Consider the following 26,184-nt stretch of genomic DNA (forward strand, 5'->3'; position numbering starts at 1 on the left):
TGACCCGGCCCCCTCTCCCGTTTCAACCCGACACGGCGACGCGTGCGGTGGCTCGGGAGCCCTGCACCTCCACCAGCCGGTCGCACGACGGGAGTTCGCCGCCGGTGCCCGTCAGGAGCCAGCACGTGCGGTCCTGGGAGAGCCCGGTGAACAGCGCGGCCAGCTGGGGGTCGGCGTCGAACGGGTCCGTACCGGCCGTCGCGTCCACCACCACCAGGGAGGGATCGCCGGCCAGGGCGCGCAACAGCGCCAACCGCCAGCGGTCCGCCGCGGAGAGCGGCTCGATGGACGGCTCGGTGGACGGCTCGCTCGGCGGCTCGGAAGCGGTGTCCCGCGCGGCCACAGCGGCGCGCAGCCGGTTCAGGCCGTCCGGTACGCCGGGCCGGTCCGCCAGCCGGTCGGGGAAGGAGTCGAGCAGCCGGATGGCCTCCTCCCGCGTGTGCCCCGGGTCCTGCGGGTCGACCCGGGCGATGTGCCGGTCGACTACGGACGGGGCGAGGGCGCTCACGTCGACCCCGCCGATCCGCACCTGGCCGGACGTCGGCGTGACGTCGCCGGTCAGCAGGTCGCCGAGCAGCAGCCGGGTGCCGTCGGGGGTTCCGACGAGCGCCGTGGTCGTACCGCCCGGGATCTCGAACGAGACCGTGTCGAGTACGGTCGCCCCCTCGACCCGCAGGCTGACGCCGTCGAAGACGAGGTCCGTGCTGTCGGGCCAGTCGGCTCCCGGCCGGACCTCCTGCGGGCCGGTCCCGCCGGTGTCCAGCAACTTGCCGATGGTGGACATCACTTCACGTGCGTTCATGACGGTGCTGGTCAGCAGGACGGCTTCCATCATGGGCCGGTAGGTGAGTACCGACAGCACGATCAGCGCGACGCCCCTGGTTCCCGAGAGTCCGTCGCCGGAGACGGCCGCCGCGCAGACGCCGACGGCGGCGCACGCGGCGAGCTCGACCGCCCGCCACAGCAGGACCTCGCCGGTGGCGGTCGCCAGGAAGCCGCCCGAGCGGCCCGCACCCTGCTGCTCGTAACTCCTGCGGAGCCACTCCGCCCCGTCGGGCTCCTCCTTGCGGGACAGCAGCCGGGCCGCGAGCAGGGAGCACAGGGCCAGCGCGAGCAGCCCCGCCGCCAGCGTCAGAGCGATCTTCAGGTTGACGAAGGCGCTGATGACGATCACGGTCAGTGGTGTGGCGGCCGCGGCCACCAGCGGCCGCATGACATGGGCGGGAAGTCCCATCAGGACCACGACCGCGGTGCCGTCGAGCGCGGCCAGCCGGTCGGAGCGGCTCACTCCGAGCGCGCGGTTGGGCAGTTTCGCCGTGTGCTCGGCGACCTCCCTGTGCAGGATGGTCACCAGTGCGGCGCCCAGCTCGTTGCCGAGGGGCACGCTGCGGTAGTGGAGCACCGCGTACACCAGGCCGACGACCGCGAGGGCGGCGATCCAGCCCCAGGGCGCCGCCGCACCGGGGGTGAGCAGGGCCTCCGTGATGGGCACCACGAAGGTGAAGGCGACGCCCTGGACGACGGCGCCCAGGAGCAGGAACAGGCACAGCGACGTCAGTCCCCGTCTCCCCGAGACCTGCAAGAAGCGAGCGAGCACGGCCCTCATCGGGGCACCTCCTGGAGCGCGGGGGACCCTGCGGACCCGGTGGACGGGGCCACGGGGTCCGCAGCACGGCGCGGTCCCCCGACGGGGGCGAGCAACCCGGCGTACGGGCTGCCGGGACCGGTCAGCTCGTCGTAGCTGCCCGATGCCACCACCTTCCCGGCTTCGGTCACCACGAGCGCGCCGTCGACGACCGCGGGCGGCCCGGTGGCGACGACCACGACGGTCGCCCGGTCGCGCAGGTCGGCGACCGCCGCCCGGACGGTGTCCGGGGAGCCGGGGAAGGCCCGTTCGTCGAGCAGGACCACCTCGTGGTCCGCGGCGAGCAGCCGGGCGAGCGCGAGCCGCTGGAGCTCGGGGTACGACTGCGGCGCCTCGGCGCCCGCGATCGCCGCGTAGCCCCGGGGCAGCGCGGCGATCGTGTCGTGACAGCCGGCGGTGCGCGCGGCGCGTTCGGCCGCCGCGGCGTCGGTGTCCGTACGGTCGGCGGTGAGGTACGCGCCTATGGGGCCGATCACCACGGCCGGGTCGACCTCCACCGCGGCGAGCCGCTCCGCGGGGGTGTCGGCGAGCAGCCGGTCGATGACCGAGTCCGCGCCCGCGTCGGTGGTGGCGACGACGGTCAGCACCCCGCGCTCGGGCAGCTCCAGGGCGGGGCCCGGGACCGGCTCGGCCTGCGCCGCCGCACCGTCGGCGGTGTCGGGCGTACCCGTGGCGGCCGCGGCGCCGGATGCGAACCGGCCCAGGCGGGCCGCGGCCTTCTTGCCCTCCCCCAGCTCCTCGACGAAGTAGGTGATGGCCAGCAGAGGCGCGGCCAGTCCCGCGCCGACCAGCAGGAACGGGATCAGGTCGGCGGGGTCCAGCCACTGCGAGCGGGTCAGCAGGGTTCCCCCGAACAGCACGAAGACGAGCACGGTCAGGGGTGAGAAGGCGATCTCGGCCAGCGCCCGGCCGCCCAGCAGGGAGCCGATGCGGACCAGGAAGAACTCGCTGAACCGATCCGTGACGTCGGCCAGTCGGGCGGCGGAGCGCCGGGTCGCGGCGGCGGTGCGGGCCCGCGTGCCGGCCGGGTTGACGCGGTCCGGCAGGCCCACGGTGGGGCGCACCTCGTCGATGCCGCTGATGCTCGCCGCGTAGTCGCTCGCCATCTCGCGGAAGAACCGTGCGGAGATGAAGCCGAAGACGCCGAAGCCGATCAGGATCGGCGCCAGGGTGATGAGGGCCATCAGCCAGTCGACCCAGAACAGGTAGCCGATCGACAGGGCGAACACCAGGCAGGCCGACAGGAGTTCCGATCCCGCCCGGCCCACCATGACGCCCGTGGAGACGATGTCACGGCCCAGTGTGGTGCCGTGCTCCTTCCAGGCGGCGTGCAGCGGCCGGGCCGCGCGGGCGCCGCGCAGCCTGCCGGTGACCGCGCGGAGCAGTGCCTCCTGGGTACGGGCCCCCGCCTCCTTGCTCAGGACACGGCCCATCAGCTGGGCCGCTAACCCGGCGACCGCCGCGGCGGCGACCACGAGGACGAGCCGGCCGATCCGGCCGCCGTCGGGGTCGCCGTCGAGGAGTTCCCTGCACACCTCGATGACGGCCAGGACGGGGCCGACCGTGGCCACCGCCCCGACCGCTTCCAGAACGAGTGCCGTCCGGGCGCGCCAGACGGTTCCGGTGGGTGCGCTCATCGCTTGGTGACCAGGTAATCGCCGAGGACCAGGAAGTCGATGTCGGTGCTGAGGAAGCACTCGACGGCGTCCTTCGGGGAGTTGACGACCGGCTCGCCCGCGACGTTGAAGGAGGTGTTGACCAGGCACGGCACGTCGGTGCGCGCGGTGAACTCGCGCAGCAGCTCGGCCAGTCGGGGGTTGCTGTCGTCCGTCACGGTCTGGATGCGCGAGGTGGCGTCGACGTGCGTGGCGGCCGCGATGGTCTGCGTGTACTCGGGCTTCACCGGGAACACGAAGGTCATGTACGGCGAGCGCTCCTTCTTGCCCATCTCGAAGACCTTCGGCGCGTTCTCCTCCAGGACGATGGGGGCGAACGGGCGGAACGGCTCGCGGTGCTTGACCCGGGTGTTGATGATGTCCTTCATGTCCGCGTGGGACGGGTTGGCCAGGATGGAGCGGTTGCCGAGCGCGCGCGGGCCGTACTCGGTACGGCCCTGGAACCAGCCGATGACGGTCTTGCCGCTGAGCAGCTCGGCGGTCTTCGCGACGATCGCGCCGTCGGGGTGCTCCTCCCAGGTGACGCGGTCGGTGTAGGCCTCCAGGGTGGCGAGGGCCTCCTCGGCCGTGTACTCGGGGCCGAGGTAGGGCGTCTTCACGGGCACGAGCGGGACGTTCTGCTCGCGGACGACGTGGGCCGCCGCGCCGATGGAGATGCCCGGGTCGCTGGCGCCGAAGCTGACATCGGCGCGCTCGAACGGCAGGTCCTCCAGGAGCTTGGTGTTGTTGACGCAGTTGAGCGCCACACCGCCCTCGTAGATGAGGTCGCGCAGGTCGGTGACGTCGGCGAGGGCGCGCAGCTGGTGGGCGGTGACCACTTCGAGGGCCTGCTGGGCGGCGCTCGCGACCCGGACCTGGAACTCGAACTCGCCCCGGTTGTCGTCGTTGCCGCCGAAGATCTCGTCGAAGAGGGCGAGGTAGGCGCGGGGGCCGCGCGGGTCGTTGGCGAGGGCCAGGGAGTAGCGCCCGGGGCCGTCGAAGGTGACGACGTGGTTCAGGATCGGGTTGTCCTCCTGCGCCGGCGGCTCGCCGAACCCGCCGAGGCCCATGACCTTGTACTCGTCGTTGTTCGGAGTGAAACCGAGGTAGCGCGTGATCTCGGCGAAGAGCTGGGCGATCGAGTTCGCGGAGTCGATCGTGAACTGCTCGAAGACCTTCACCTCGCCGTCGCGGACCTCGCCCATGATGGCGCTGTCCGACTCGCCCTGGCCGTCGCTGATGATGAAGGCGGCGTCGTCGAAACCGGCGAAGGCGCGGCCGCAGGCGAGGTGTGCCCGGTGGTGCGCGACGGTGACGAGCTTGTCCTCGGCGAGCTCGAAGCCGGTGTTGCGGGCGAAGTCCTCGAGGATCGCGGTCTTGCCGAGCATGCCGGTGTAGAGCTCGCCGAAGTCGGACAGGGCCTTGAACTTGTACTCGGGCGGGATCGGCGCACCGGCGATGGTGGAGATGGCGGTGTCGGCGAACTCCGGGGTGAACCGCCAGCCGAAGGCGTAGTAGTCGACGTCGGCGAAGTCGAGCCCGGCCTGGTCGAGGACCCAGCGCATGGCGTTGATCGGGAAGGCGGAGGTCTTCTTCTGGCGGTTCATGCGCTCTTCCTCGACGGCGGCGACCAGCTTGCCGTCGATGAAGAGGGAAGCGGCCGCGTCGTGGCCGAGGAAGCTGTGGCGGTCGACGCTGTCCTGCGTGTAGCCGTAGAGCTTGCCGAAGATGTCGGCGGCGCGGGAGAAACCGTTGTAACCAAGAACTATCACTGCGCTGTCTCCTCTAGAACACGGATCTCTGTGAGCCGCGGTGTTCATGTGGTGGCCGGTGGAATCGGCCGTGGGAAGGGGCGGGGCAGAGCCGCGCTCTGCCCCGCGGTGGTTCAGATGTCCCGTTCCGCGAGCCATCCGCGGATCGCGGCGGTGGTCACGGCGATGTGGTCCTCCATGAGCGTGAAGTGGTCGCCCGGAGTGGTGACCAGCGTGTGCGGAAGGGACCAGGCGGCCCGCCAGCCGTCGTCGTCGAAGCCGTCGGCCTGGTACGGCAGGGGCTTCTCGGCGCCGACGAAGAGGGTCGGGGCCTTGGTCTCGGTGAGCGCGTACTCGTCCATCAGCGTGTGGTAGTGCCCCATCGCGCTGAGGCGGACGCCGGCCAACGCGCCGCTGCCGAAGAGGTGTTCGCGGGCGAAGAGGCCCTCCAGCATGGCCCGGCTCAGCTCTGCGGAGAACTGCGTACCGGCTTGGAAGGTGTCCAGGACGACGGTACCCGAGGGGCTGAGCCCCTCGCGCTCCGCCCGCGCGGCGAGGGCGTGGCCGATCAGCCCGCCCGCGGAGTGCCCGAGGAGTACGAAGGGCCGCGAACCCACGGCCGAGCGCAGTGCCTCGACCTGGAGACCGAGGAAGGCGTCGAAGGACTCCGGCACCAACTCTCCGTCCCTGAAGCCCGGGTTGACCAGCACCATCACATCACGTTCGCCCTGGATCTGCTGGGCGAGCCCGACGTACTGGAGAGGTCCCGCGGTCGCCGTGATGGCCGGGACGCAGACGAGAACCGCGCGGTCCTCGTCGCCCCTGGCGAGCCGGACGGGCTCCTGCAGGTGCTCCGCCGCGCTCTCCTGCCCGAAGGCGGCCCGCAGCCGGCCCGCGGCCCGGATGAGGTCCATGCCGGTCGACCCCGCCCTGCCGAGGGCGTGGGACTGCCGGTAGAGCGCCTCCAGGCTGTCGGAGGGCGAGGCGGGGGCGGCCGTGCCGGTGGGGCCCGCGTCGCCCGGCTCCGGTCCGGTGCCGATGAGGTCGACGAGGTGCGCGGCGAGGAGCGCCGTGGTCGGGTGCTCGAAGAGGGTGGCCGCGGCGAGCTCCAGGCGCAGCAGCGAGCCGAGCCTGGTGCGTATGTCGATGCCCGCCATCGAGTCCACGCCCAGGTCGAGGAACTCGGCTTCCACGTCGATGACTTCGGCGTCGCCGTGGCCGAGGACCGCGGCGAGCTCGGTACGGACGAGGTCCTCGACGAGCCGGGCCCGCCGGTCGGGCTCGGCGGCGAGGACGCGCGCGACGGCGCCCTGCCCCGTGTGCACGGGGCGGGCGGCGGGTCGCCGGGCGGGCGCCGCCGGGGTGGGGGCCTCGGCGTCCCGGGCGCGCCGGAACCCGGCGGTGGGCACCGCCCGAAGGGTCAGCCCGCGGGCCTCGGCGACCGGGCGACCGGTGGTGTCGGCCAGGTGGAGGCCGAGGGCGCCGTCGCCCGCGTCGGACAGCCGTACGCGCAGGCTCGTGTGGCCGGTGGCGTCGAGGACCCGTACGCCGCTCCAGGTGGCGGACAGCCACACCCGCGCGCCGTCCGGGTCCGCGTCCGTGTCCGCGTCCGTGTCCGTGTCCGTCGGTTGCTCGGCGGTGCGCGCGTGCAGCGCGGCGTCGAGCAGGGCCGGGTGCAGGCCGCCGAAGCCGTGCCCGGCGGCGAAGGCCTCGTCGGGCAGCGCCACCTCCGCGAGGAGGTCGGCGCCGCTGCGCCAGGCGGCGCGCAGCCCGCGGAAGGCGGGTCCGTGGAGATGGCCCCGCTCCTCCAACGCGGCATAGAGCGCGGTGGGTTCGAGGGCCTGGGCGCCGGGCGGCGGCCAGGTGCCGGACAGGGCGCGGAACTCCGAGGTGTCCACGGGGCTCGGCAGGACCGGCCCGACGACGGCGCGGGCGTGGCGGGTCCACTCCCCCGTCTCCTCCCCGGCCGCGGGTTCGGGCCTGGAGTGCACGGTCAGGGCACGCAGGCCCGCCCCGTCCGCCGCGCCGACCTGGACCTGGACGTGTACGGCGGCGTTCGGATCCAGGACCAGGGGGGCTTCCAGGGCGAGTTCGGCCACCCGGGCGCAGCCGAGCCGGTCTCCCGCGTACAGCGCCCAGTCGAGCAGGACGCTGCCGGGCAGCACGACGGTGTCCGCGACCGCGTGGTCGACGAGCCAGGGGTGGGTGGCCTGCGCGAGCCGTCCGGTGAGCAGGGCCGTGTCGCTCCCCGCGGGCTCGACCACACCGGCGAGGAGCGGGTGGTCGGCGGCCGTGAGCCCCACCGTGCCCGCGTCGCCCGCGGGCGTGGAAACGTCCAGCCAGTAGCGCTGGTGCTGGAAGGCGTACGTGGGGACGTCGGCGGGGCGCGCCGACGAGTCGAGCAGGGCCGCCCAGTCGACGGCGCCGCCGCGCGCCCACAGCGCCGCGGCGGTCGACAGCAGCGCGGGGCGGGCCCGGCGGCCCTGCCGCAGGGCGGCGGTGACCAGGACGTCGGGGCCTTCGGCCGCCGTGGCCTCCTCGACGGCGGTGGTCGTCGCCGCGGGGACGAGGGTGCCCAGCTCGACGAAGGCCTCGACGCCGTCGCCGAGGAGCGCCTTCACCGCGGCGTCGGGACCGGCCGGTTCGCCCAGGGTGCGGTACCAGTGCTCGGCGTCCAGGTCGCCGGCGGCGAGGCGTGCCCCGGTGGCGGCGGAGTACATCCGTACGCGTCCGTCGCGCGCGGTGACCCGGGCCGCCAGGGCCCTCACCTGCTCGCGCAGGGCGTCGGGGTGCTCGTGCTCGGTGAGCAGGCGCCCCTGTCCGGCGGCGAGCAGAGCGCCGTCGGTGCGGGACAGGAAGCCGGCGGCGCAGGCCGCGGCGATCTCGCCGCCGCCGAAGCCGACGACGGCGGCGGGGGTGATGCCGACGGCCGACCACATCTCGGCGAGCGACACCGTGGCCGCCCACAGGGCGGGGCGGGCGACGGCCGGGTCGGTCAGCCTGCCGGGCTCCTCGCGCAGGACGTCGAGGAGGGCGAAATCGGTGTGCGGGGCCAGGGCGGCGGCGCACTCGTCCATCGCCGAGGCGAACGCCGGTGAGAAGCCCAGGAGTTCGCGGACCGCCTCGGCCAGCCCTTCGGCCCGGTCGGGGAAGACGAACGCGGTCCTCAGCGATGCGCGGGCCACGCCGCGCGCGCCGCCGTCACCGGGATCGGCCCCGGCCGCGAGGGTGTCGAGAGCGGTCGTGAAGCCGGTGACGTCCTCGCCGAGGACGACGGCGCGGTACTCGAAGGCGGTACGAGCGGTGGCCAACGCGACCGCCGTCCCCGCCAGGTCCACATCCCCCGCCACGACGTGCTCCCGCAACCGCGCCGCCTGCGACCGCAACGCGGAAGCCGACTTCGCGGACAGCACCCACGGCAGCACACCCACGGCCTCCCGGCCTGCCGGGGCCGCTTCCTCGGCCGCGGGGGCCTCACGCGGGGCCTCCTCCAGGATCACGTGGGCGTTCGTACCACTGATCCCGAACGAGGACACACCCGCACGCCGCACACCCTCCCCCGGCCACGCGACCAACTCCGTCGCCAACTCCACGGCACCCGAAGCCCAATCGACATGACTGCTCGGCTCGTCCACATGCAACGTCGGCGGCACCACCCCGTGCCGCATCGCCAACACCATCTTGATCACACCCGCGACACCCGCCGCGGCCTGCGTATGACCGATGTTCGACTTCACCGAACCCAACAACAACGCACGCCCACCCGAACGCTCCTGGCCATACGTGGCCAACAACGCCTGCGCCTCGATCGGATCACCCAACGAGGTCCCCGTACCGTGCGCCTCCACGACATCGACCTCGGCGGCGCCCACACCGGCGCTCGCCAACGCCTCTCGGATGACCCGCTGTTGAGAGGGGCCGTTGGGCGCGGTCATGCCGTTCGACGCGCCGTCCTGGTTGACGGCGGTGCCCTTGACGACGGCCAGGACGCGGTGACCGTTGCGGCGGGCATCGGAGAGACGCTCCACCAGGAGCATCCCCGCGCCCTCGCCCCACGCCGTGCCGTCCGCGCCCTCGGCGAACGCCTTGCACCGGCCGTCGACGGCGAGACCGCCCTGCTTGCCGAACTCCGCGAAGACGGTGGGGGTCGACATCACGGCGACGCCGCCCGCGAGCGCCAGGTCGCACACGCCGCTGCGCAGCGCGGTCACGGCCATGTCCAGGGCGACGAGGGACGAGGAGCACGCGGTGTCGATCGTCACCGCGGGGCCCTCGAAACCGAAGGTGTAGGCGATGCGGCCGGAGGCGACGCTGCCCGCGGTGCCGTTGCTGAGGTACCCCGCGATCTCCTCGGGGATCTCCTGGAGCCGTGCCACGTAGTCGTGGTGCATCAGGCCCGCGTACACGCCGGTCCTGCTGCGCCGGAGGCTCGTCGGGTCGATGCCCGCGCGCTCGATGGCCTCCCAGGAGGTTTCGAGGAGCAGCCGGTGCTGCGGGTCCATCGTGGTGGCCTCGCGCGGCGAGACGCCGAAGAATCCGGCGTCGAACTCGGCCGCGTCGTAGAGGAATCCGCTCTCGCGGACGTAGGTCGATCCGGTGCGGCCGGGCTCGGGGTCGTAGAGGCGCTGGAGGTCCCAGCCGCGGTCGGTGGGGAAGCCGCCGATGCCCTCGCGTCCGCCCGCGACCAGGTCCCACAGCTCTTCGGGCGAGCCGACGCCGCCGGGGAAGCGGCAGGCCATGCCGACGATCGCGATGGGATCGTCGTCGGTGGCCCGCACCTCGACGACGCGTGCGCCGCGCTCCGCGGGCTCCGCGAGGGCCTCGCCCAGGAAGGCGGCGAGCGCCTCGGGGCTCGGGTAGTCGAAGACGAGGGTGGTGGGCAGCTGGACCTTGGTGAACTCGGCCAGGAGGTTGCGGAGTTCGACGGCGGTCAGCGAGTCGAAGCCGAGGTCGCTGAAGGAGCGGTCGGGCGCGATGCCCTCGGGCGTGGTGTGGCCGAGGACGGTGGCGACGTGCCCGCGCACCAGGTCCACGAGGGCGGCGGAGCGCTCGGCCGCCGACAGGCCGAGCAGTCCCTCCTGCCATGCCGAGGAGGCGGCCGCGGGGGCGGCGGAGGCGCGCCGCGGGGCGGACCGGACCAGGGAGCGCAGCAGCGCGGGCGGGTCGCTCTGGCCGCGCAGGTCCAGGCGTACGGGAACGACGACCGGCTCTTCGCGCCGCACCGACGCGTCGAACAGGGCGAGGCCCTCGTCGGCGCTGATGGCGCGCAGGCCGCCCCGGCCCAGCCTGCCCATGTCGGCGTCGCTGAGCTTCCCGGTCATGGCGCTGGGGTCGGCCCACAGGCCCCACGCGAGCGAGTGCGCGGGCAGCCCCGCCGCGCGGCGGTGCCGGGCGAGCGCGTCCAGGAAGGCGTTGGCGGCGGCGTAGTTGGCCTGGCCCGGGGATCCGAAGATGCCCGCGGCCGAGGAGAACAGGACGAACAGGTCGAGGTCCCGCTCCCGGGTGAGCTCGTGCAGGTGCCACGCGGCATCCGCCTTGGGCTCCAGCACGGTGTCCAGGCGCTCGGCGCTCTGCGCGGTGACCATGCCGTCGTCGAGGACGCCCGCGGCGTGCACCACGCCGCGCAACTCGGGCAGGGACGCGATGAGTTCGGCCAGCGCGGACCGCTGCGAGACGTCGCAGGCGACGAGGCGCACCTCGGCGCCCGCCGCGCGCAGCTCCTCGGCGAGTTCGGTGGCTCCCGGGGCGTCGCCGCCGCGCCGCCCGACGAGCACCAGGTCGCGGACGCCGTGGGCGGTGACCAGGTGGCGGGCCACGGCGGAGCCGATGACGCCGGCGCCGCCGGTGACCAGGACGGTGCCCTGCCCTGTGTACCCGGGCGAGGCATCGGCGTCGGTCGCGGTGCGCACCAGCCGCCGTACGAAGACGCCCTCGCCGCGCACGGCGATCTCCGTCTCCTGGTCGGCGAGCGCGGCGCGCACGGCGGGCCAGGGGACGTCGGCGGGCCCGGTGCCGGGGGCCAGGTCGAGCAGCGCGAACCGCTCGGGGTGCTCGGAGCGCGCCGAGCGGACCAGGCCGTGCACCGCGGCCTGGACCGGGTCCGCGCCCTCCGCGGGGTGCACTTCGACGGCGCCGCTGGTCAGTACGGTCAGCCGGGCCGGGGCGGCGGCGGCGTGCGCGAGCCAGGCCTGGATGCGCGCCAGGGCGTGGCCCGCTCGGGCCCGTACCCCTTCGGGGGTGTCGGTGTCGCCGTCTCCCGTGCAGTCCAGGAGGACGGTGTCGGCGGCCGTCAGCTCTTCGAGGGCGGTGTCCGGTCCCCAGAGCTGCGGAGCCGCTTGTCCGGCGGCGTCCGGTGCGCCCGCCGTGCGGGGTTCCCAGGCCTCGGTGAACAGGGACTCCGCGACCAGGGCGCGCCTCGGGGAGACGGGGGTCGCCGAGACGGGCCGCAGCACGAGTTCGTCGATGCCGACGACGGGGGCGCCGGTGGCGTCGGCGATGCGTACGCGGACGGCGGCGGTGCCCACGGTCGTCAGGCAGACGCGGACGGTGCGGGCGCCGCTCGCCCACAGCCGTACGCCGCACCAGGCGAACGGCACGCGTGAGGTGTCGTCGGCGCCGTCGGCCGCGCCGCCGAGGCCGATGACGTGCAGGGCCGCGTCCAGCAGGGCCGGGTGGACGCCGAATCCCGCGACGTCGTCCGCCGCGGCCTCGGGCAGCTCCACGTCCGCGAAGAGGTCGGTGCCGCGCCGCCAGGCCCCGCGCAGTCCCTGGAAGGTGGGGCCGTAGGCGTAGCCCTGTTCGGCGAGGGCGGGGTAGAAGTCCTCGATCTCGACCGGGGCCGCACCGCGGGGCGGCCACACCGGGCCGGTGACCGCGCCGAAGTCGTCGGCGGCCGGGCCCTGGTCCAGTGGGGCGACCACGCCTTGGGCGTGCCGGACCCATTCGCTCTCCAGGCCGCTCGTGCCGTCGTCGGACGGTTCGAGGCGCGAGTGCACGACGACGGGGCGGTGGCCCTCGTCGTCGGCGGGGCCCACGCCGACCTGGATCTGCATCGCGTCCTCGGGGGTGAGGACGAGCGGGGTCTCCAGGGTGAGGTCGTGGATCCGGCCGCAGCCGACGTTCTGCCCGGCGCGCAGGGCGAGTTCGACGAAGGCGGTGCCCGGCAGGAGCACGGCGCCCAGGACGGCGTGGTCGGCGAGCCAGGGGTGGGTGGTGAGCGAGAGGCGGCCGGTCAGCACGCAGCCACCGGCGGAGCCGCCGTCGGCGATGCTCACGGCGGCCCCCAGCAGGGGGTGGTCGAGTCCGGCGAGTCCGGCGCCGCTCACGTCGCCCGCGCGGTGCGGGGAGACGCGGGGCCAGAAGCGCTCCCGTTCGAAGGGGTACGTGGGCAGGTCCTGGCCCGCGGGTACGGCGGGCAGCAGCGCGCGCCAGTCCACGTCGGCGCCACCGGCCCACAGGGCGCCGACCGCCCGCAACAGGGTCGCGACCAGGGGCCGTTCGCGGTGGGCGACGGAGGTGACGGTGGTGGAGCGGTCCGCGGAGAGGCTGTCCTCCAGGGGCCGGGAGAGCACGGTGTGCGGGCCGATCTCCAGGAAGGCGTCCACGCGCGGCTCCGCGACGCGCACGGCGTCCTCGAAGCGGACGGCCTCGCGGGCGTGGCGCACCCAGTAGTCCGGTGACGTGATGTCGTCCGCCGCGAGTTCACCGGTGACGGTGGAGACCATCGGGACGGTGGGGCGGGAGAAGGTGAGGCGCGCGAGCACGGAGCGGAACTCGTCGAGCATCGGTTCCATGAGCGGCGAGTGGAAGGCGTGGCTGACCTGGAGCCCGCGATGGCGCCGCCCCTCCCGCGCGGCGGCCTCGGCCACCAGGTCGACGGCGTCCGACGCGCCGGACACCACCACGGCGGAGGGGCTGTTGACGGCGGCGATCGCCACCTGCCGCCGGTGCTGCTCGGGCAGGGCGCGCAGCCATGCGTCGGCCTGTGCCCGGGTGGCGTCGAGAGCCAGCATGGCTCCGCCGTCCGGGAGTCGCTGCATGAGGTCGCCGCGGGCCACGGCCAGCGTGACCGCGTCCTGGAGGGAGAGCACTCCGGCCACGTGGGCGGCGGCGATCTCGCCGATGGAGTGGCCGAGGACGACGTCCGGGCGTAAGCCCCACGTCTCCAGGGTGCGGAACAGCGCGACCTCGACGGCGAAGAGGCCGATCTGGGTGTAGCGGGTCCGATGGATCAGGTCCGCGTGGTCGGTCGGGCGGCCTGCGGAACCGGCGAGCACCACGTCCGCGAGCGGCACGTCGAGCTGCGGGTCGGCGGCTTCGCAGACGGCGTCGAACGCCGCGGCGAAGGCGGGGAGCCCCTCGTACCACTGGCCTCCCATCCCCGCCCACTGCGCGCCCTGTCCCGCGAAGACGAAGGCGGTCCTGGCGCCGGGCCGGGCCGTGCCACGGACGAGGTGGCGGCCCGCGGTGCCCTTGTCCGCGAGGGTGTCGAGGGCGGCGGTGAAGCCGGTGACGTCCTCGCCGAGGACGACGGCGCGGTACTCGAAGGCGGTACGAGCGGTGGCCAACGCGACCGCCGTCCCCGCCAGGTCCACGTCGCCCGCCGCGACGTGCTCCCGCAACCGCGCCGCCTGCGACCGCAACGCGGAAGCCGACTTCGCGGAGAGCACCCACGGCAGCACACCCGCGGCCTCCCGGCCTGCCCGGCCTTCGTCCGGGGTCGCGTCCGGGGCTACGTCCGGGAGCGCTTCCTCGGCCGCGGGGGCCTCGCGCGGGGCCCCCTCCAGGATCACGTGGGCGTTCGTACCGCTGATCCCGAACGAGGACACACCCGCACGCCGCACACCCTCCCCCGGCCACGCGACCAACTCCGTCGCCAACTCCACAGCACCCGAAGCCCAATCGACATGACTGCTCGGCTCATCCACATGCAACGTCGGCGGCACCACCCCATGCCGCATCGCCAACACCATCTTGATCACACCCGCAACACCCGCCGCGGCCTGCGTATGACCGATGTTCGACTTCACCGAACCCAACAACAACGCACGCCCACCCGAACGCTCCTGGCCATACGTGGCCAACAACGCCTGCGCCTCAATCGGATCACCCAGGGAGGTGCCCGTACCGTGCGCCTCCACCACGTCCACGTCGGACGCGGCGAGGCCGGCGTTGGCGAGCGCCTGGCGGATCACCCGCTGCTGCGAAGGGCCGTTGGGCGCGGTCATGCCGTTCGACGCGCCGTCCTGGTTGACCGCGGTGCCCTTGACGACCGCGAGGACGCGGTGACCGTTGCGGCGGGCGTCGGAGAGGCGCTCCACCAGGAGCATCCCCGCGCCCTCGCCCCACGCGGTGCCGTCCGCGCCCTCGGCGAACGCCTTGCAGCGGGCGTCGACGGCGAGGCCGCCCTGCTTGCCGAACTCCGCGAACACCCCGGGGGTCGACATCACGGTGACGCCGCCGACCAGGGCCAGCGGGCAGTCACCGGCGCGCAGCGCGCGGGCCGCGAGGTGCAGCGCCACGAGGGAGGCCGAGCAGGCGGTGTCGACCGTCACGGCAGGGCCCTCGAAGCCGAGGGCGTAGGAGATGCGGCCGGAGACGACGCTGGGGGCGTTGCCGGTCAGGAGGTGGCCGAGGGACTCGTGTCCCGCCTGGCTGAGCATGCCGGGGTAGTCGGCGCCGTTGACGCCGATGAACACACCGGCCTTGCTGCCGTGCAGGCCGGTGACGTCGATGCCCGCGCGTTCGAAGGTCTCCCAGGACGTCTCCAGGAGCAGCCGCTGCTGCGGGTCCATCTCCAGGGCTTCGCGCGGGGAGATGCCGAAGAAGGAGGCGTCGAATTCGGTGGCCGTGTCGAGGAAGCCGCCCTGCGGACGGGTACTGCCCTCGAACCGCTGCCAGCCGCGGTCGTCGGGGAAGTCGCTCATGGCGTCGACACCGTCGTGCAGCAGGTCCCAGAACTCCTCGGGCGTGCCGGCCCCGCCCGGGAACCGGCAGCCCATGCCGACGATCGCGATGGGCTCGCGCTCGGCCTCCTCCAGGTCTCGGACTCGGCCCCTGGTGCGCTTCAGGTCCGCCGTCACCCGCTTCAGGTACTCGACGATCTGCTCTTTGTCAGCCATGTCCGAAACCCCTCGTTGTGCAGAACGTGCTTGTGGGCCGTGCGTGCAGCCGTGCGTGCATCAGCTCAGCCCGATCTCGTCGTCGATGTAGCGCAGCAGCTCTTCCTCGCTGACCTCGCTCAGCTCGTCGGCTCCCGCGTCCTGGGCCCGGCCGCCGCCCGGCGCGGTGCCGGCCAGCGTCCTGGAGCGTTCCCGCCAGCGCAGGAGCAGGGTCTCCAGGCGGGCCGTCAGCTTGTTGACCTCGGCCTCGTCGCGCTCGTCGTCGAGCATGGCTTCGAGACGTTCGACGCTCTCCCTGCCCCACTCCTCGGCCTGCGTCTCGGGCAGCAGGATCGTGAGCAGGTGGTCGGTGAGCGCCTCGGGCGTCGGGTAGTCGAAGACGAGCGTGGTGGGCAGCCGCGTACCGGCCGTCCGGGCCAGGCGGTTGCGGAGTTCGACGGCGGTCAGCGAGTCGAAGCCGAGCTCCGAGAACGGCCGGGTGGCCGAGATCTGGTCGCCCGTACCGTACTTGAGGACCCCGGCGATCTGGCCGCGCACGGTCTCCAGGAGGGCTTCCTGCCGCTCGGCCGCCGGGAGCGCGGCGAGGCGGCCGCGCAGTGCCTGCGCGTCGTCCGGTGCCATGGCGCGGCGCGGAGCGGACCGCACCAGGCTGCGCAGCAGCGCGGGCGTGTCCTCGCCGCCGCGCAGCTGGGCGCGGTCCAGCTGGACCGGCGCCGAGTGCGGCAGACCGCTTGCGAGCGCGCGGTCGAAGAGGGCGAGTCCTTCCTCCGTGCTGAGCGGCAGGACACCGCCGGCGTTCATCCGCCGCAGCCCGGCTTCGCCGAGGGTGGCGGTCAGTTCGCTGGTCTCCTCCCACAGACCCCACGACAGGGACTGCGCCGCAAGACCCTCCGCACGACGACGCACCGCCAACGCGTCCAAGAACACGTTCGCCGCCGCGTAGTTCGCCTGACCCGGCGAACCGAACACACCCGCGGCCGACGAGAACAACACGAACAACCCCAACCCAAGACCCCGCGTCGCCTCGTGCAAATACCACGCCGCATCCACCTTCGGCCGCAACACCGAAGCCAACCGCTCCGCCGACAACCCCGTCACCACACCGTCATCCACCGCACCCGCCGCATGCACCACACCACGCAAATCAGCAATACCCGCCACCAACTCACCCACCGCCACACGATCAGCCACATCACAAGCCACCACCCGCACCACAGCACCCAACCCCACCAACTCAGACACCAACTCACCCACACCCGGCGCCCCTTCACCACGCCGACTCACCAACACCAACTCACCCACACCATGCACAACCACCAAATGCCGCGCCACCGCAGCACCCACCACACCCGTACCACCCGTCACCAACACCGCACCACCCGACCACGACACACCACCATCGCCGGAACCCACAGCAACAGCACCAGCATCCGCACCCACCACAACCAACCTCGGCACATAAACAACCCCACCCCGCAGAGCCAACTCCGGCTCCCCCGCAGCAACAGCCGCAGCCACGACGGAGACAGGAACACCCACCGCATCCGAATCCGCGTCCACCAGCAGGAAGCGATCAGGATGCTCGGCCCGCGCCGAACGCAGGAACCCCCGCACAGCGGCCTGGGTGAGGTCCACGGAGTCGGTGCCCGAGACGGCGACGGCGCCGTGTGTGACCACGACGAGCCGTGCGTCGGCGAGCGCCTCGTCGGCGATCCACCGCTGGGCTCGCGCGAGGGCGGCGGTCACCGCTTCGCGGACCCGCTGCGGCAGGTGCTCGTCGTCGTCCTCCCGCTGCCCGGGGACGTCGAGCGCGGTCGCGTCCAGCAGGACGAGCCGCACGCCGTCCGCGATGGCGGCCTCGATGTCCTGCGCCGACCGCGTGCCGTCCCACAGGATCGAACGCGGCGCCTGGGCGGGCTCGTCGAACGCACGCCGCTCCCAGCTCACTTCGTAGAGCGAACGCGCCGCGGTGGCACCCGCCGAGCGGAGCCGGGCCGCGGTGAGAGGACGCAGCTCGACCTTGTCCGCGCCGAGCAGCGGGACGCCCTCGGTGTCGGCAACTCGCACCCGCAGGGCTCCGTCGCCGGTCGGGGACAGCAGGACCCGTACGATCCGAGCGCCCTCGACCGCCTCCGGGCCGGTGGCGGTGTCGAAGCCGCTGGCCCGCCCCCGCACGCCGTGCCAGGCGGCGGGCTGGAGGGCTCCGGCGGTACCGGGGCCGTCCGCGTCGGCGAGGCGCCAGGCGTGGCAGACGGCCTCCAGGAGCACCGCGCGCGGCGCGAGTCCTTCGACGGCCCGCTCGGGCAGCTCGACCTCGGCGTAGACGTCGTCGCCCGTGCGCCAGGCGCCGCGCAGCCCCTGGAGGGCCGGTCCGAACTGCTGGCCCGCGGCGAAGAGTTCGCCGTAGAGCCCGGTCGTGTCCGCCGGGGTGGCATCGGTCGGCGGCCAGGTGCCCGCGAGCGGTGCGTACGCCTCGTCGGCCTCCTCGACCGAGGGGCGCAGCTCGGCGGTGGCGTGCAGGGTCCACTCCGCGGTCGCGTCGCCCTCGGGCTGCGCGTGGACGGTGAGGCGGCGGTGCCCGGAGTCGTCGGGCTCCGCGGCCATCACCTGGACGCGGACGGCGCCGTCGGGAGCCTGGAGCAGCGGTTCGTGCTGCTCCAGTTGCGCGACACCGGGCAGGCCGAGGCGGTCCGCGGCGTACAGCGCCCAGTCGAGCAGGGCGCCGGCGGGCAGTACGGGCGTGTCGAGCACGGTGTGCTCGGCGGGCGAGGCCGCGGCCGGGGTGGTGAGCCTGCCGGTGAACAGGATGCTGTCGGTCCCGGCGGGGACGACGGCCGCGGCGAGCACCGGGTGGCCGGTGGCCTCCTGGCCGACACCGCCCGGGTCCCCGAGGTCGTTCGGCGCGTCGAGCCAGTAGCGCTCCCGCTGGAAGGCGTAGGTGGGCAGGTCGACGGCGTCGGCCCGCCGGTCCGGGGCCGGGGCGAGAGCGGTCCAGTCGACGCCGAGGCCCCTGGTCCACAGGGCGGCGGCGTTGCGGAGCAGGGCGGTGCGCTCGTGCTCGTCGCGGCGCAGGGTGCCGGTGACGACGACCTCGCGCCCCCCGGCCCGCAGCGCGGTGTCCTCCAGGGCGGCGGTGGTCACCGGGTGCGGGCTGATCTCGACGAAGGTGTCGACGCCGCTTTCCATGAGGTCGGCGACGACCTGCGCGAAGCGCACCGGCTGTCGCAGGTTGCGGTACCAGTACTCCGTGTCGGCCTCCCCGTCCCGCACGTCCTCGCCGGTGACGGTGGAGCGCCAGGTCACCTGGGTCGGCGCCGGGCTGATGTCGCCGAGTTCCTTGAGGAGGCGGTCCTTGATGAGCTCGACCTGGGGCCCGTGCGAGGGGTAGTCCACGGGGATGCGGCGGGCGCGGATCCCGTCGGCCTCGCAGCCGTCCAGGAGCTGCTGCAGGGGGCCCTCGTCACCGGCGACGACGACCGCGCCGGGGCCGTTGACGGCGGCGATGACCACGCCGGGGGCGGCTTCGGCGGCGCCGTCGGGGTTCGTGTACCGGTCGATGAGTGCCTGGGCCTCGTCGGCGGGCACGGTCAGTGAGGCCATGCCGCCGCGACCGGCGAGCTCCTCGGCGATGACGCGGCTGCGCAGGGCCACGAGACGGGCGCCCTCGGCCAGGGTCAGGGCGCCGGCCACGCAGGCCGCGGCGATCTCTCCCTGGGAGTGGCCGACGACCACGGAGGGCGTGATGCCGGAGCGCTGCCAGACCTTCGCGAGGGAGACCATGACGGCCCACAGGGCGGGCTGCACCACGTCGACGCGCGCCAGGGCCTGCTGGTCGCCGAGGACGTCGAGCAGGTTCCAGTCCGCGTGCGGCGCGAGCGCGTCGGCGCACTCGCGCAGGGCTCCGGCGAACACCGGCGACGATTCCATCAGGCCGAGCGCCATGCCGGTCCACTGGGCGCCCTGGCCGGGGAAGACGAACGCGACCTTGGCGCCGGGGCGCACGGTCCCGGAGACGAGCCCGGGGGCCTCGGCGTCCTGGCGGACCAGGCCCGCGAGGCCTTCGGCGAAGCCCTCGGGGTCGGCGGCGAGGACGACCGCGCGCTCGTCGAAGGCGGTACGGCCGCCGATGAGCGCGGCGGCCGTCGCCGCGGGCTCGGCTCCCGCGGCCGCGAAGGCGCGCAGCTGCTCGGCCTGGCCGCGCAGCGCGGCGGGGGACTTGGCCGAGACGGGCCACGGCAGTACGGCGCCTTCGGCGGCGGCGAGCACGGGCTCGGGCCGCTCCGCGTCGGGCTCCGGCTCCGCGGCCTCGGGGGCCTGTTCGAGGATGACGTGGGCGTTGGTTCCGCTGATGCCGAAGGAGGACACGGCCGCCCGTCGCGGCCTGCCCGTCTCGGGCCAGGCCACGGCCTCGGTCACCAGCTCGACGGCGCCCGCCGTCCAGTCGATGTGCTCGCTGGGCCGCTCGGCGTGCAGGGTCCGGGGCACGGTCCCGTGCCGCAGGGCGAGCACCATCTTCATGACGCCCGCGATACCGGCGGCGGCCTGGGTGTGGCCGATGTTGGACTTCACCGAACCGAGCAGCAGCGGCCGGTTGCCGCCGCGCTCCTGGCCGTACGTGGCGAGGAGCGCCTGCGCCTCGATCGGGTCGCCCAGGGAGGTGCCCGTGCCGTGCGCCTCCACCACGTCCACGTCGGACGCGGCGAGGCCCGCGTTGGCGAGCGCCTGGCGGATCACCCGCTGCTGCGAAGGTCCGTTGGGCGCGGTCAGACCGTTCGACGCGCCGTCCTGGTTGACGGCCGAGCCCTTGATGACGGCGAGGACGCGGTGTCCGTTGCGCAGGGCGTCCGAGAGCCGCTCGACGAGGACCACGCCCGCGCCTTCGGCGACGCCCATGCCGTCGGCCGCGTCGGAGAACGCCTTGCAGCGGCCGTCGTGCGCGAGGCCGCGCTGACGGGTGAACTCGGCGAAGATCGTCGGGGTCGACATCACGGTGACACCGCCGGCGAGCGCCAGGTCGCACTCGGCGCGCTGCAGGGCGCTGACGGCCATGTCCAGCGCGACCAGGGACGAGGAGCAGGCCGTGTCCACGGTGACGGCGGGGCCCTCGAAGCCGAGGGTGTAGGACACCCGGCCGGTGGCCACGCTGCCCGCGTTGCCGTTGCTGAGGAAGCCCGCGACGTCCTCGGGCACGGAGCGCAGACGGGCCGCGTACTCGTGGTACATCAGGCCGGAGAACACCCCGGTCCTGCTGCCGCGCAGCTCCGTCGGGTCGACGCCCGCGCGCTCGATGGCCTCCCACGACAGCTCCAGGAGCATGCGGTGCTGCGGGTCCATGGTCACGGCCTCGCGCGGGGAGATCCCGAAGAAGGAGGCGTCGAAGTCGGCGGCGTCGTGCAGGAAGCCGCCCTGGTCCACCAGGGAGGTGCCGGGGCGCTCGCCGGTGGGGTCGAAGAACGAGTCGAGGGCCCAGTCGCGGTCCGTCGGGAAGCCGCTGATGCCCTCGCCGCCGTCGACGAGCATCTGCCACAGCTCGTCGGGCGAGTCGACGTGGCCGGGGAAACGGCAGCTCATGCCGACGATCGCGATGGGCTCGTCGTCCGCGACGACCCGTGCCACCTCGCTGCGCTGCCGCGCGGCCGTGCCGGCCAGGAGAGCGTGCAGGTGGGCGCCGAGCGCGGCCGGTGTCGGGTAGTCGAACACCAGGGTCGCGGGCAGCCGGTTGCCGGTGAGGTCGCCCAGCCGGTTGCGCAGCTCCACAGCGGTCAGGGAGTCGAAGCCGAGGTCCTTGAAGCCGCGCTGGGCGTCGACCGCGTCCGCGCCGGAGTGGCCCAGAACGGCGGCCACTTGGGCCCGGACGAGGTCGACGAGCATGCCCTCGCGGCCGTCCTCGGGCAGCGCCTCGTACTGCGCGCGCCAGCCACGGCCCCCGGGGGTTGCGGTGGTGCGGCGCGCGGGGGTGCGCACCAGGGCCCGCAACAGCGCGGGCACCTGCTGGCCTTCGGCGCGGGCGCGGGACAGGTCGAGGCGTACGGGAACCAGGTGCGCGGCGTCGAGGGCGAGCGACCGGTCGAAGAGGGCGAGGCCCTCCTCGGTACCGAGGGCCCGCAGTCCGCCGCGGCCGAGCCGGGCCTTGTCGGCTTCGCCGAGGGTGGCGGTCAGTTCGCTGGTCTCCTCCCACAGACCCCACGACAGGGACTGCGCCGCAAGACCCTCCGCACGACGACGCACCGCCAACGCGTCCAAGAACACGTTCGCCGCCGCATAGTTCGCCTGCCCCGGCGAACCGAACACACCAGCGGCCGACGAGAACAACACGAACAACCCCAACCCAAGACCCCGCGTCGCCTCGTGCAAATGCCACGCCGCATCCACCTTCGGCCGCAACACCGAAGCCAACCTCTCCGCCGACAACCCCGTCACCACACCGTCATCCACCGCACCCGCCGCATGCACCACACCACGCAAATCAGCAATACCCGCCACCAACTCACCCACCGCCACACGATCAGCCACATCACAAGCCACCACCCGCACCACAGCACCCAACCCCACCAACTCAGACACCAACTCACCCACACCCGGCGCCCCTTCACCACGCCGACTCACCAACACCAACTCACCCACACCATGCACAACCACCAAATGCCGCGCCACCGCAGCACCCACCACACCCGTACCACCCGTCACCAACACCGCACCACCCGACCACGACACCCCACCACGGCCGGACTCCACAGCAACAGCAACAGCACCAGCATCCGCACCCGCCACAACCAACCTCGGCACATACACAACCCCACCCCGCAGAGCCAACTCCGGCTCCCCCACGGCAACAGCCGCAGCCACCACAGAGACAGGAACACCCACCGCACCGGCGTCCGCATCCGCAGCCACATCCGCGTCCACCAGCACGAACCGGTCAGGATGCTCGGACTGCACCGAACGCAGGAAGCCCCGCACAGCGGCCTGCACCGGGTCGGGCAGTTCCTCGGGCTCGATGCCGACGGCGCCGCGGGTCAGGACGACGAGCTTGGCCCGGGCGGGCGTCTCCCGGGCGAGCCACTCCTGGACGCGGGCCAGCACGAAGCCGGTCATGGCGTGGGTCGCGGCCGGTACGTCGTCGCCGCCGGGCACGTCCTGGGCGGTGCAGTCGAGGAGCACCAACTCGGGTTCCCCGGCCAGTACTTCGGCGAGCGGGGTGCCCGGAGTCCAGGAGACGGTGAGAGGTGCGGCGGCGGTCGCGGGCTGCCAGGCGTCCCAGCGCGGGACGTACAGCGACCGGCTCGGGTCCGCCGCGCGCACGTCGGTGGCGGAGAGCGGGCGCAGCACGAGCTCGTCCACGGAGGCGACGGGCGTGCCCACGGCGTCCGTGGCCAGCAGCCGTACGCCGTCGCCACCGGCCGCGGTCAGCCGGACGCGCAGCGAGGTGGCGCCGTCGGACCAGGTCTGTACGCCGGACCAGGCGAACGGGAGGCGCACGGCGCCCTCGTCCCCGAACAGGCCGCCCAGGCCCATGGCGTGGAGGGCGGCGTCGAGGAGAGCGGGGTGGGCGAGGAAGTCGGCGGCAGCCGCCTCCTCGGGCAGGGCCACCTCGGCGAACACCTCGCCGCCGCGGCGCCAGACGGACTGCAGGCCCTGGAAGGCGGGGCCGTACTCGTAGCCGCTCTCGAACAGCGCGCCGTAGAAGTCGCCCCGCTCGACGGAGGTGGCGCCGGCGGGCGGCCAGGCGCCCTGGAGGTCACCGAACTCCGCCTCGACCAGCGGCTCTTCGGCCGTGAGGGTGGCGGTGGCGTGCCGGATCCACTCGGCGGGCTCGGCCTGGTCGGCGGTGCCGGTCCTGGAGTAGATCGTGGCGGTCCGCGCGCCGGCTTCGTCGGCCTCGGCCACCTGGACCTGGAGGGTGACGCCGGTGTCCGCGGTGAGGGTGAGGGGGCGCTCCAAGGTGAGCTCCCGCACGCGGCCGCAGCCGCTCTCCCGGCCTGCGGCGAGGGCGAGTTCGAGGAAGGCGGTGCCGGGAAGGAGCACGGTCCCGAGCAGGACGTGGTCGGCCAGCCAGGGGTGGGTCGGCAGGGAGATCCGGCCGGTGAAGACGGCCGCGCCGGACTCGGCGGGGATCGTGACGGCGGCGAGCAGCGGGTGGGCGACGGGGTCGAGGCCGATGCCCGCGGCGTCCCCGGTACCGGCGGGACCCTCCATCCAGAACCGGCGCCGCTGGAACGGGTACGTCGGCAGTTCGACCGCGTCGGCCGGGCGGGCCGGGGTCGCGGTGGCGGCCGCGCCCTCCAGGAAGGTGTCCCAGGAGAGGGCGACCCCGCGGGTCCACAGGGTGGCGGCGGCGCGGGTCAGCGCCGTGCTCTCGTCCTGGTCCCGGCGGAGCGTCCCCGAGACCACCACGCCGTCGTGGCCCGCCGCGGCCGCGAGGTCCTCGATGGCGGGGGCGATCACCGGGTGCGGGCTGATCTCGACGAACGTGTCGACGCCGCGGTCGAGGAGGGCGCCGACCGTCTCGGCGAAGCGCACGGGCTCGCGCAGGTTCCGGTACCAGTACCGCGCGTCGGCGCTGCCCCCGGCGAGGGGCTGCACGGTCACGGACGAGTACATCGCCACGGACCCGGCGCGGGGCGCGATGGGTGCGGCGACCTGGAGGAGCCGGTCGCGGATGCTCTCGACGTGCGGGGTGTGGGACGCGTAGTCGACCGGGATGGTGCGGGCACGGACACCGGCGGCCTCGGCGGCCTCGGAGACCTGGGCGAGCACCTCGGGGGCGCCGGCGACGACGGTCGCGCCGGGGCCGTTGACGGCGGCCACCCATACGCCGTCGCGTCCGGCGAGGAGTTCGGCGGCGCGCTCGGCGGAGGCGGCCAGGGAGACCATGCCGCCCTGCCCCGCGAGGTCCTCGGCGATGGTGCGGCTGCGCAGCGCGACCAGGCGCGCCCCGTCCTGGAGGGAGAGGATGCCGGCGGCGCAGGCGGCGGCGATCTCGCCCTGGGAGTGCCCCACCACGACATCGGGCGTGACGCCCGCGGCCTGCCAGAGCCTGGCGAGGGAGACCATGACGGCCCACAGGGCGGGCTGCACCACGTCGACGCGCGCCAGGGCCCGTTCGTCGCCGAGGACGTCGAGCAGGTTCCAGTCCGTGTGCGGCGCCAGCGCGTCGGCGCACTCGCGCAGGGCCTCGGCGAAGACCGGGGAGGACTTGAGGAGCCCGGTGGCCATGCCGGTCCACTGGGCGCCCTGGCCGGGGAAGACGAACGCGACCTTGGCGCCGGGGCGTGCGATGCCGTGCACCAGGCCGGGCGCGTCCGCGGTGCCCTCGGCGAGCGAGGCGAGGGCCGCGGGGCGCTCGTCGCCGAAGACGACGGCGCGGTGGGTGAAGGAGGCGCGGGTGCGGACGAGGGCGGCGGCCACGGCGTCCGCGTCGGGGGCGGTCGCGTCGGCGAGGAAGGTGCGCAGCCGGTCGCCCTGGTCGTACAGCGCGGCGGCGTTCTTGGCGGACAGCGGCCAGGGGGCGGGGACGCCGGTGAGCACCGGGGTCGCCGCGTCGCCCGGGGCGGGCTCCTCGGCCTGCGGCTCCGCGGCCTCGGGGGCCTGTTCGAGGATGACGTGGGCGTTGGTTCCGCTGATGCCGAAGGAGGACACGGCCGCCCGTCGCGGCCTGCCCGTCTCGGGCCAGGCCACGGCTTCGGTGACCAGCTCGACGGCGCCGGCCGTCCAGTCGACGTGCGGGGTGGGCTCGTCGACGTTCAGGGTGGGCGGCACCACGCCGTGCTGCAGGGCGAGCACCATCTTCATGACGCCCGCGACACCGGCCGCGGACTGCGTGTGGCCGATGTTGGACTTCACCGAACCGAGCAGCAGCGGGCGGGCTTCCGGGCGGTCCTGGCCGTACGTGGCGAGGAGCGCCTGGGCCTCGATCGGGTCGCCCAGGGTGGTGCCGGTGCCGTGCGCCTCCAGGACGTCGATGTCGGACGCGGCGAGTCCGGCGCTGGCGAGCGCCAGGCGGATGACCCGCTGCTGGGAGGGACCGTTGGGCGCGGTCAGGCCGTTCGAGGCGCCATCCTGGTTGACCGCGGAGCCGCGGATGACGGACAGGACGCGGTGGCCATTGCGGCGCGCGTCCGAGAGCCGCTCGACGAGCAGTACGCCGACGCCCTCGCCCCAGGCGGTGCCGTCGGCACCGGCCGCGAACGCCTTGACGAGGCCGTCCTGGGAGAGCCCGCGCTGCTTGCTGAACTCGGTGAAGGCGTCCGGCGTCGCCATCACCATCACGCCGCCCACCAGGGCCAGGGAGCTCTCCTTGTTGCGCAGCGACTGCGCGGCGAGGTGCAGCGCGGTCAGCGAGGAGGAGCAGGCGGTGTCGACGGTGACGGCGGGCCCCTCGAACCCGTACGCGTAGGAGAGGCGGCCGGAGAGGATGCTGGAGGCGCTGCCGGTCAGCAGGTAGCCCTCGCTGTCCTGCGTGGTGCCCACGTTCGAGCCGTAGCCGGACAGGACGCCGCCGACGAAGACGCCCGCGCTCTCGCCGCGCAGCGTGCCCGGGTCGATCCCGGCCCGCTCGAAGGCCTCCCAGGAGGCTTCCATGAGCACCCGCTGCTGCGGGTCCATGGCGAGGGCCTCGCGCGGGGATATCTCGAAGAACTCGGCGTCGAAGTCCGCGGCCCCGTCGATGAATCCGCCCTTGCGGATGTAGGAGCTGCGCGGGCGCAGTCCCTCGGGGTCGTAGAGGGCCCCCAGATCCCATCCGCGGTCCGCGGGGAAGTCCGCGATGCCCACGCGCCCCTCGGCGACCAGCTCCCACAGGTCCTCGGGGGTCCGCACCCCACCGGGGAACCGGCAGCTCATGCCGATGACGGCGAGCGGCTCACGGGCGGCCTCCTCTACGGCGCGCAGCCGTGCGTAGGAGTCGCGCGCGTCGGCAACCGCCTGCTTCAGGTACTCGCGGAGCTTCTGCTCGTTCGACATCCAGTCCTCTTCCGATCCGGCAAATTTCAGTCAGCTGGGGGATTCGCATG

General features: G+C 73.9%; 4 protein-coding genes and 1 pseudogene. All 5 read right to left on the reverse strand.

Features of this window, described 5'->3' with window-relative positions:
* Positions 1–22: 22 nt before the first annotated feature.
* Entirely contained in the window at positions 23–1,606 is a 1,584-nt protein-coding gene (locus ACFWAR_RS17985) for an ATP-binding cassette domain-containing protein (RefSeq protein ID WP_385778150.1), read from the reverse strand.
* Positions 1,603–3,282, reverse strand: a complete 1,680-nt coding sequence (locus ACFWAR_RS17990; protein WP_385778153.1) for a hypothetical protein — start codon at positions 3,280–3,282, stop codon at positions 1,603–1,605. The genes ACFWAR_RS17985 and ACFWAR_RS17990 overlap by 4 nt, the downstream gene beginning before the upstream one ends.
* Entirely contained in the window at positions 3,279–5,072 is a 1,794-nt protein-coding gene (locus tag ACFWAR_RS17995) for a carbamoyltransferase (RefSeq protein WP_385778155.1), read from the reverse strand. The genes ACFWAR_RS17990 and ACFWAR_RS17995 overlap by 4 nt, the downstream gene beginning before the upstream one ends.
* A 113-nt stretch (positions 5,073–5,185) precedes the next feature.
* Positions 5,186–15,172: an SDR family NAD(P)-dependent oxidoreductase gene (locus ACFWAR_RS18000; RefSeq protein WP_385778157.1), complete on the reverse strand. Its 9,987-nt coding sequence runs from the start codon at positions 15,170–15,172 to the stop codon at positions 5,186–5,188.
* 60 nt (positions 15,173–15,232) lie between these two features.
* Positions 15,233–26,122 (reverse strand): annotated as a pseudogene (locus ACFWAR_RS18005) (type I polyketide synthase); the annotation flags it as partial.
* Between the last annotated feature and the right edge of the window lie 62 nt (positions 26,123–26,184).

The organism is Streptomyces sp. NPDC059917 (assembly GCF_042730635.1).
In the GTDB taxonomy this organism is placed as follows: Bacteria; Actinomycetota; Actinomycetes; order Streptomycetales; family Streptomycetaceae; genus Streptomyces.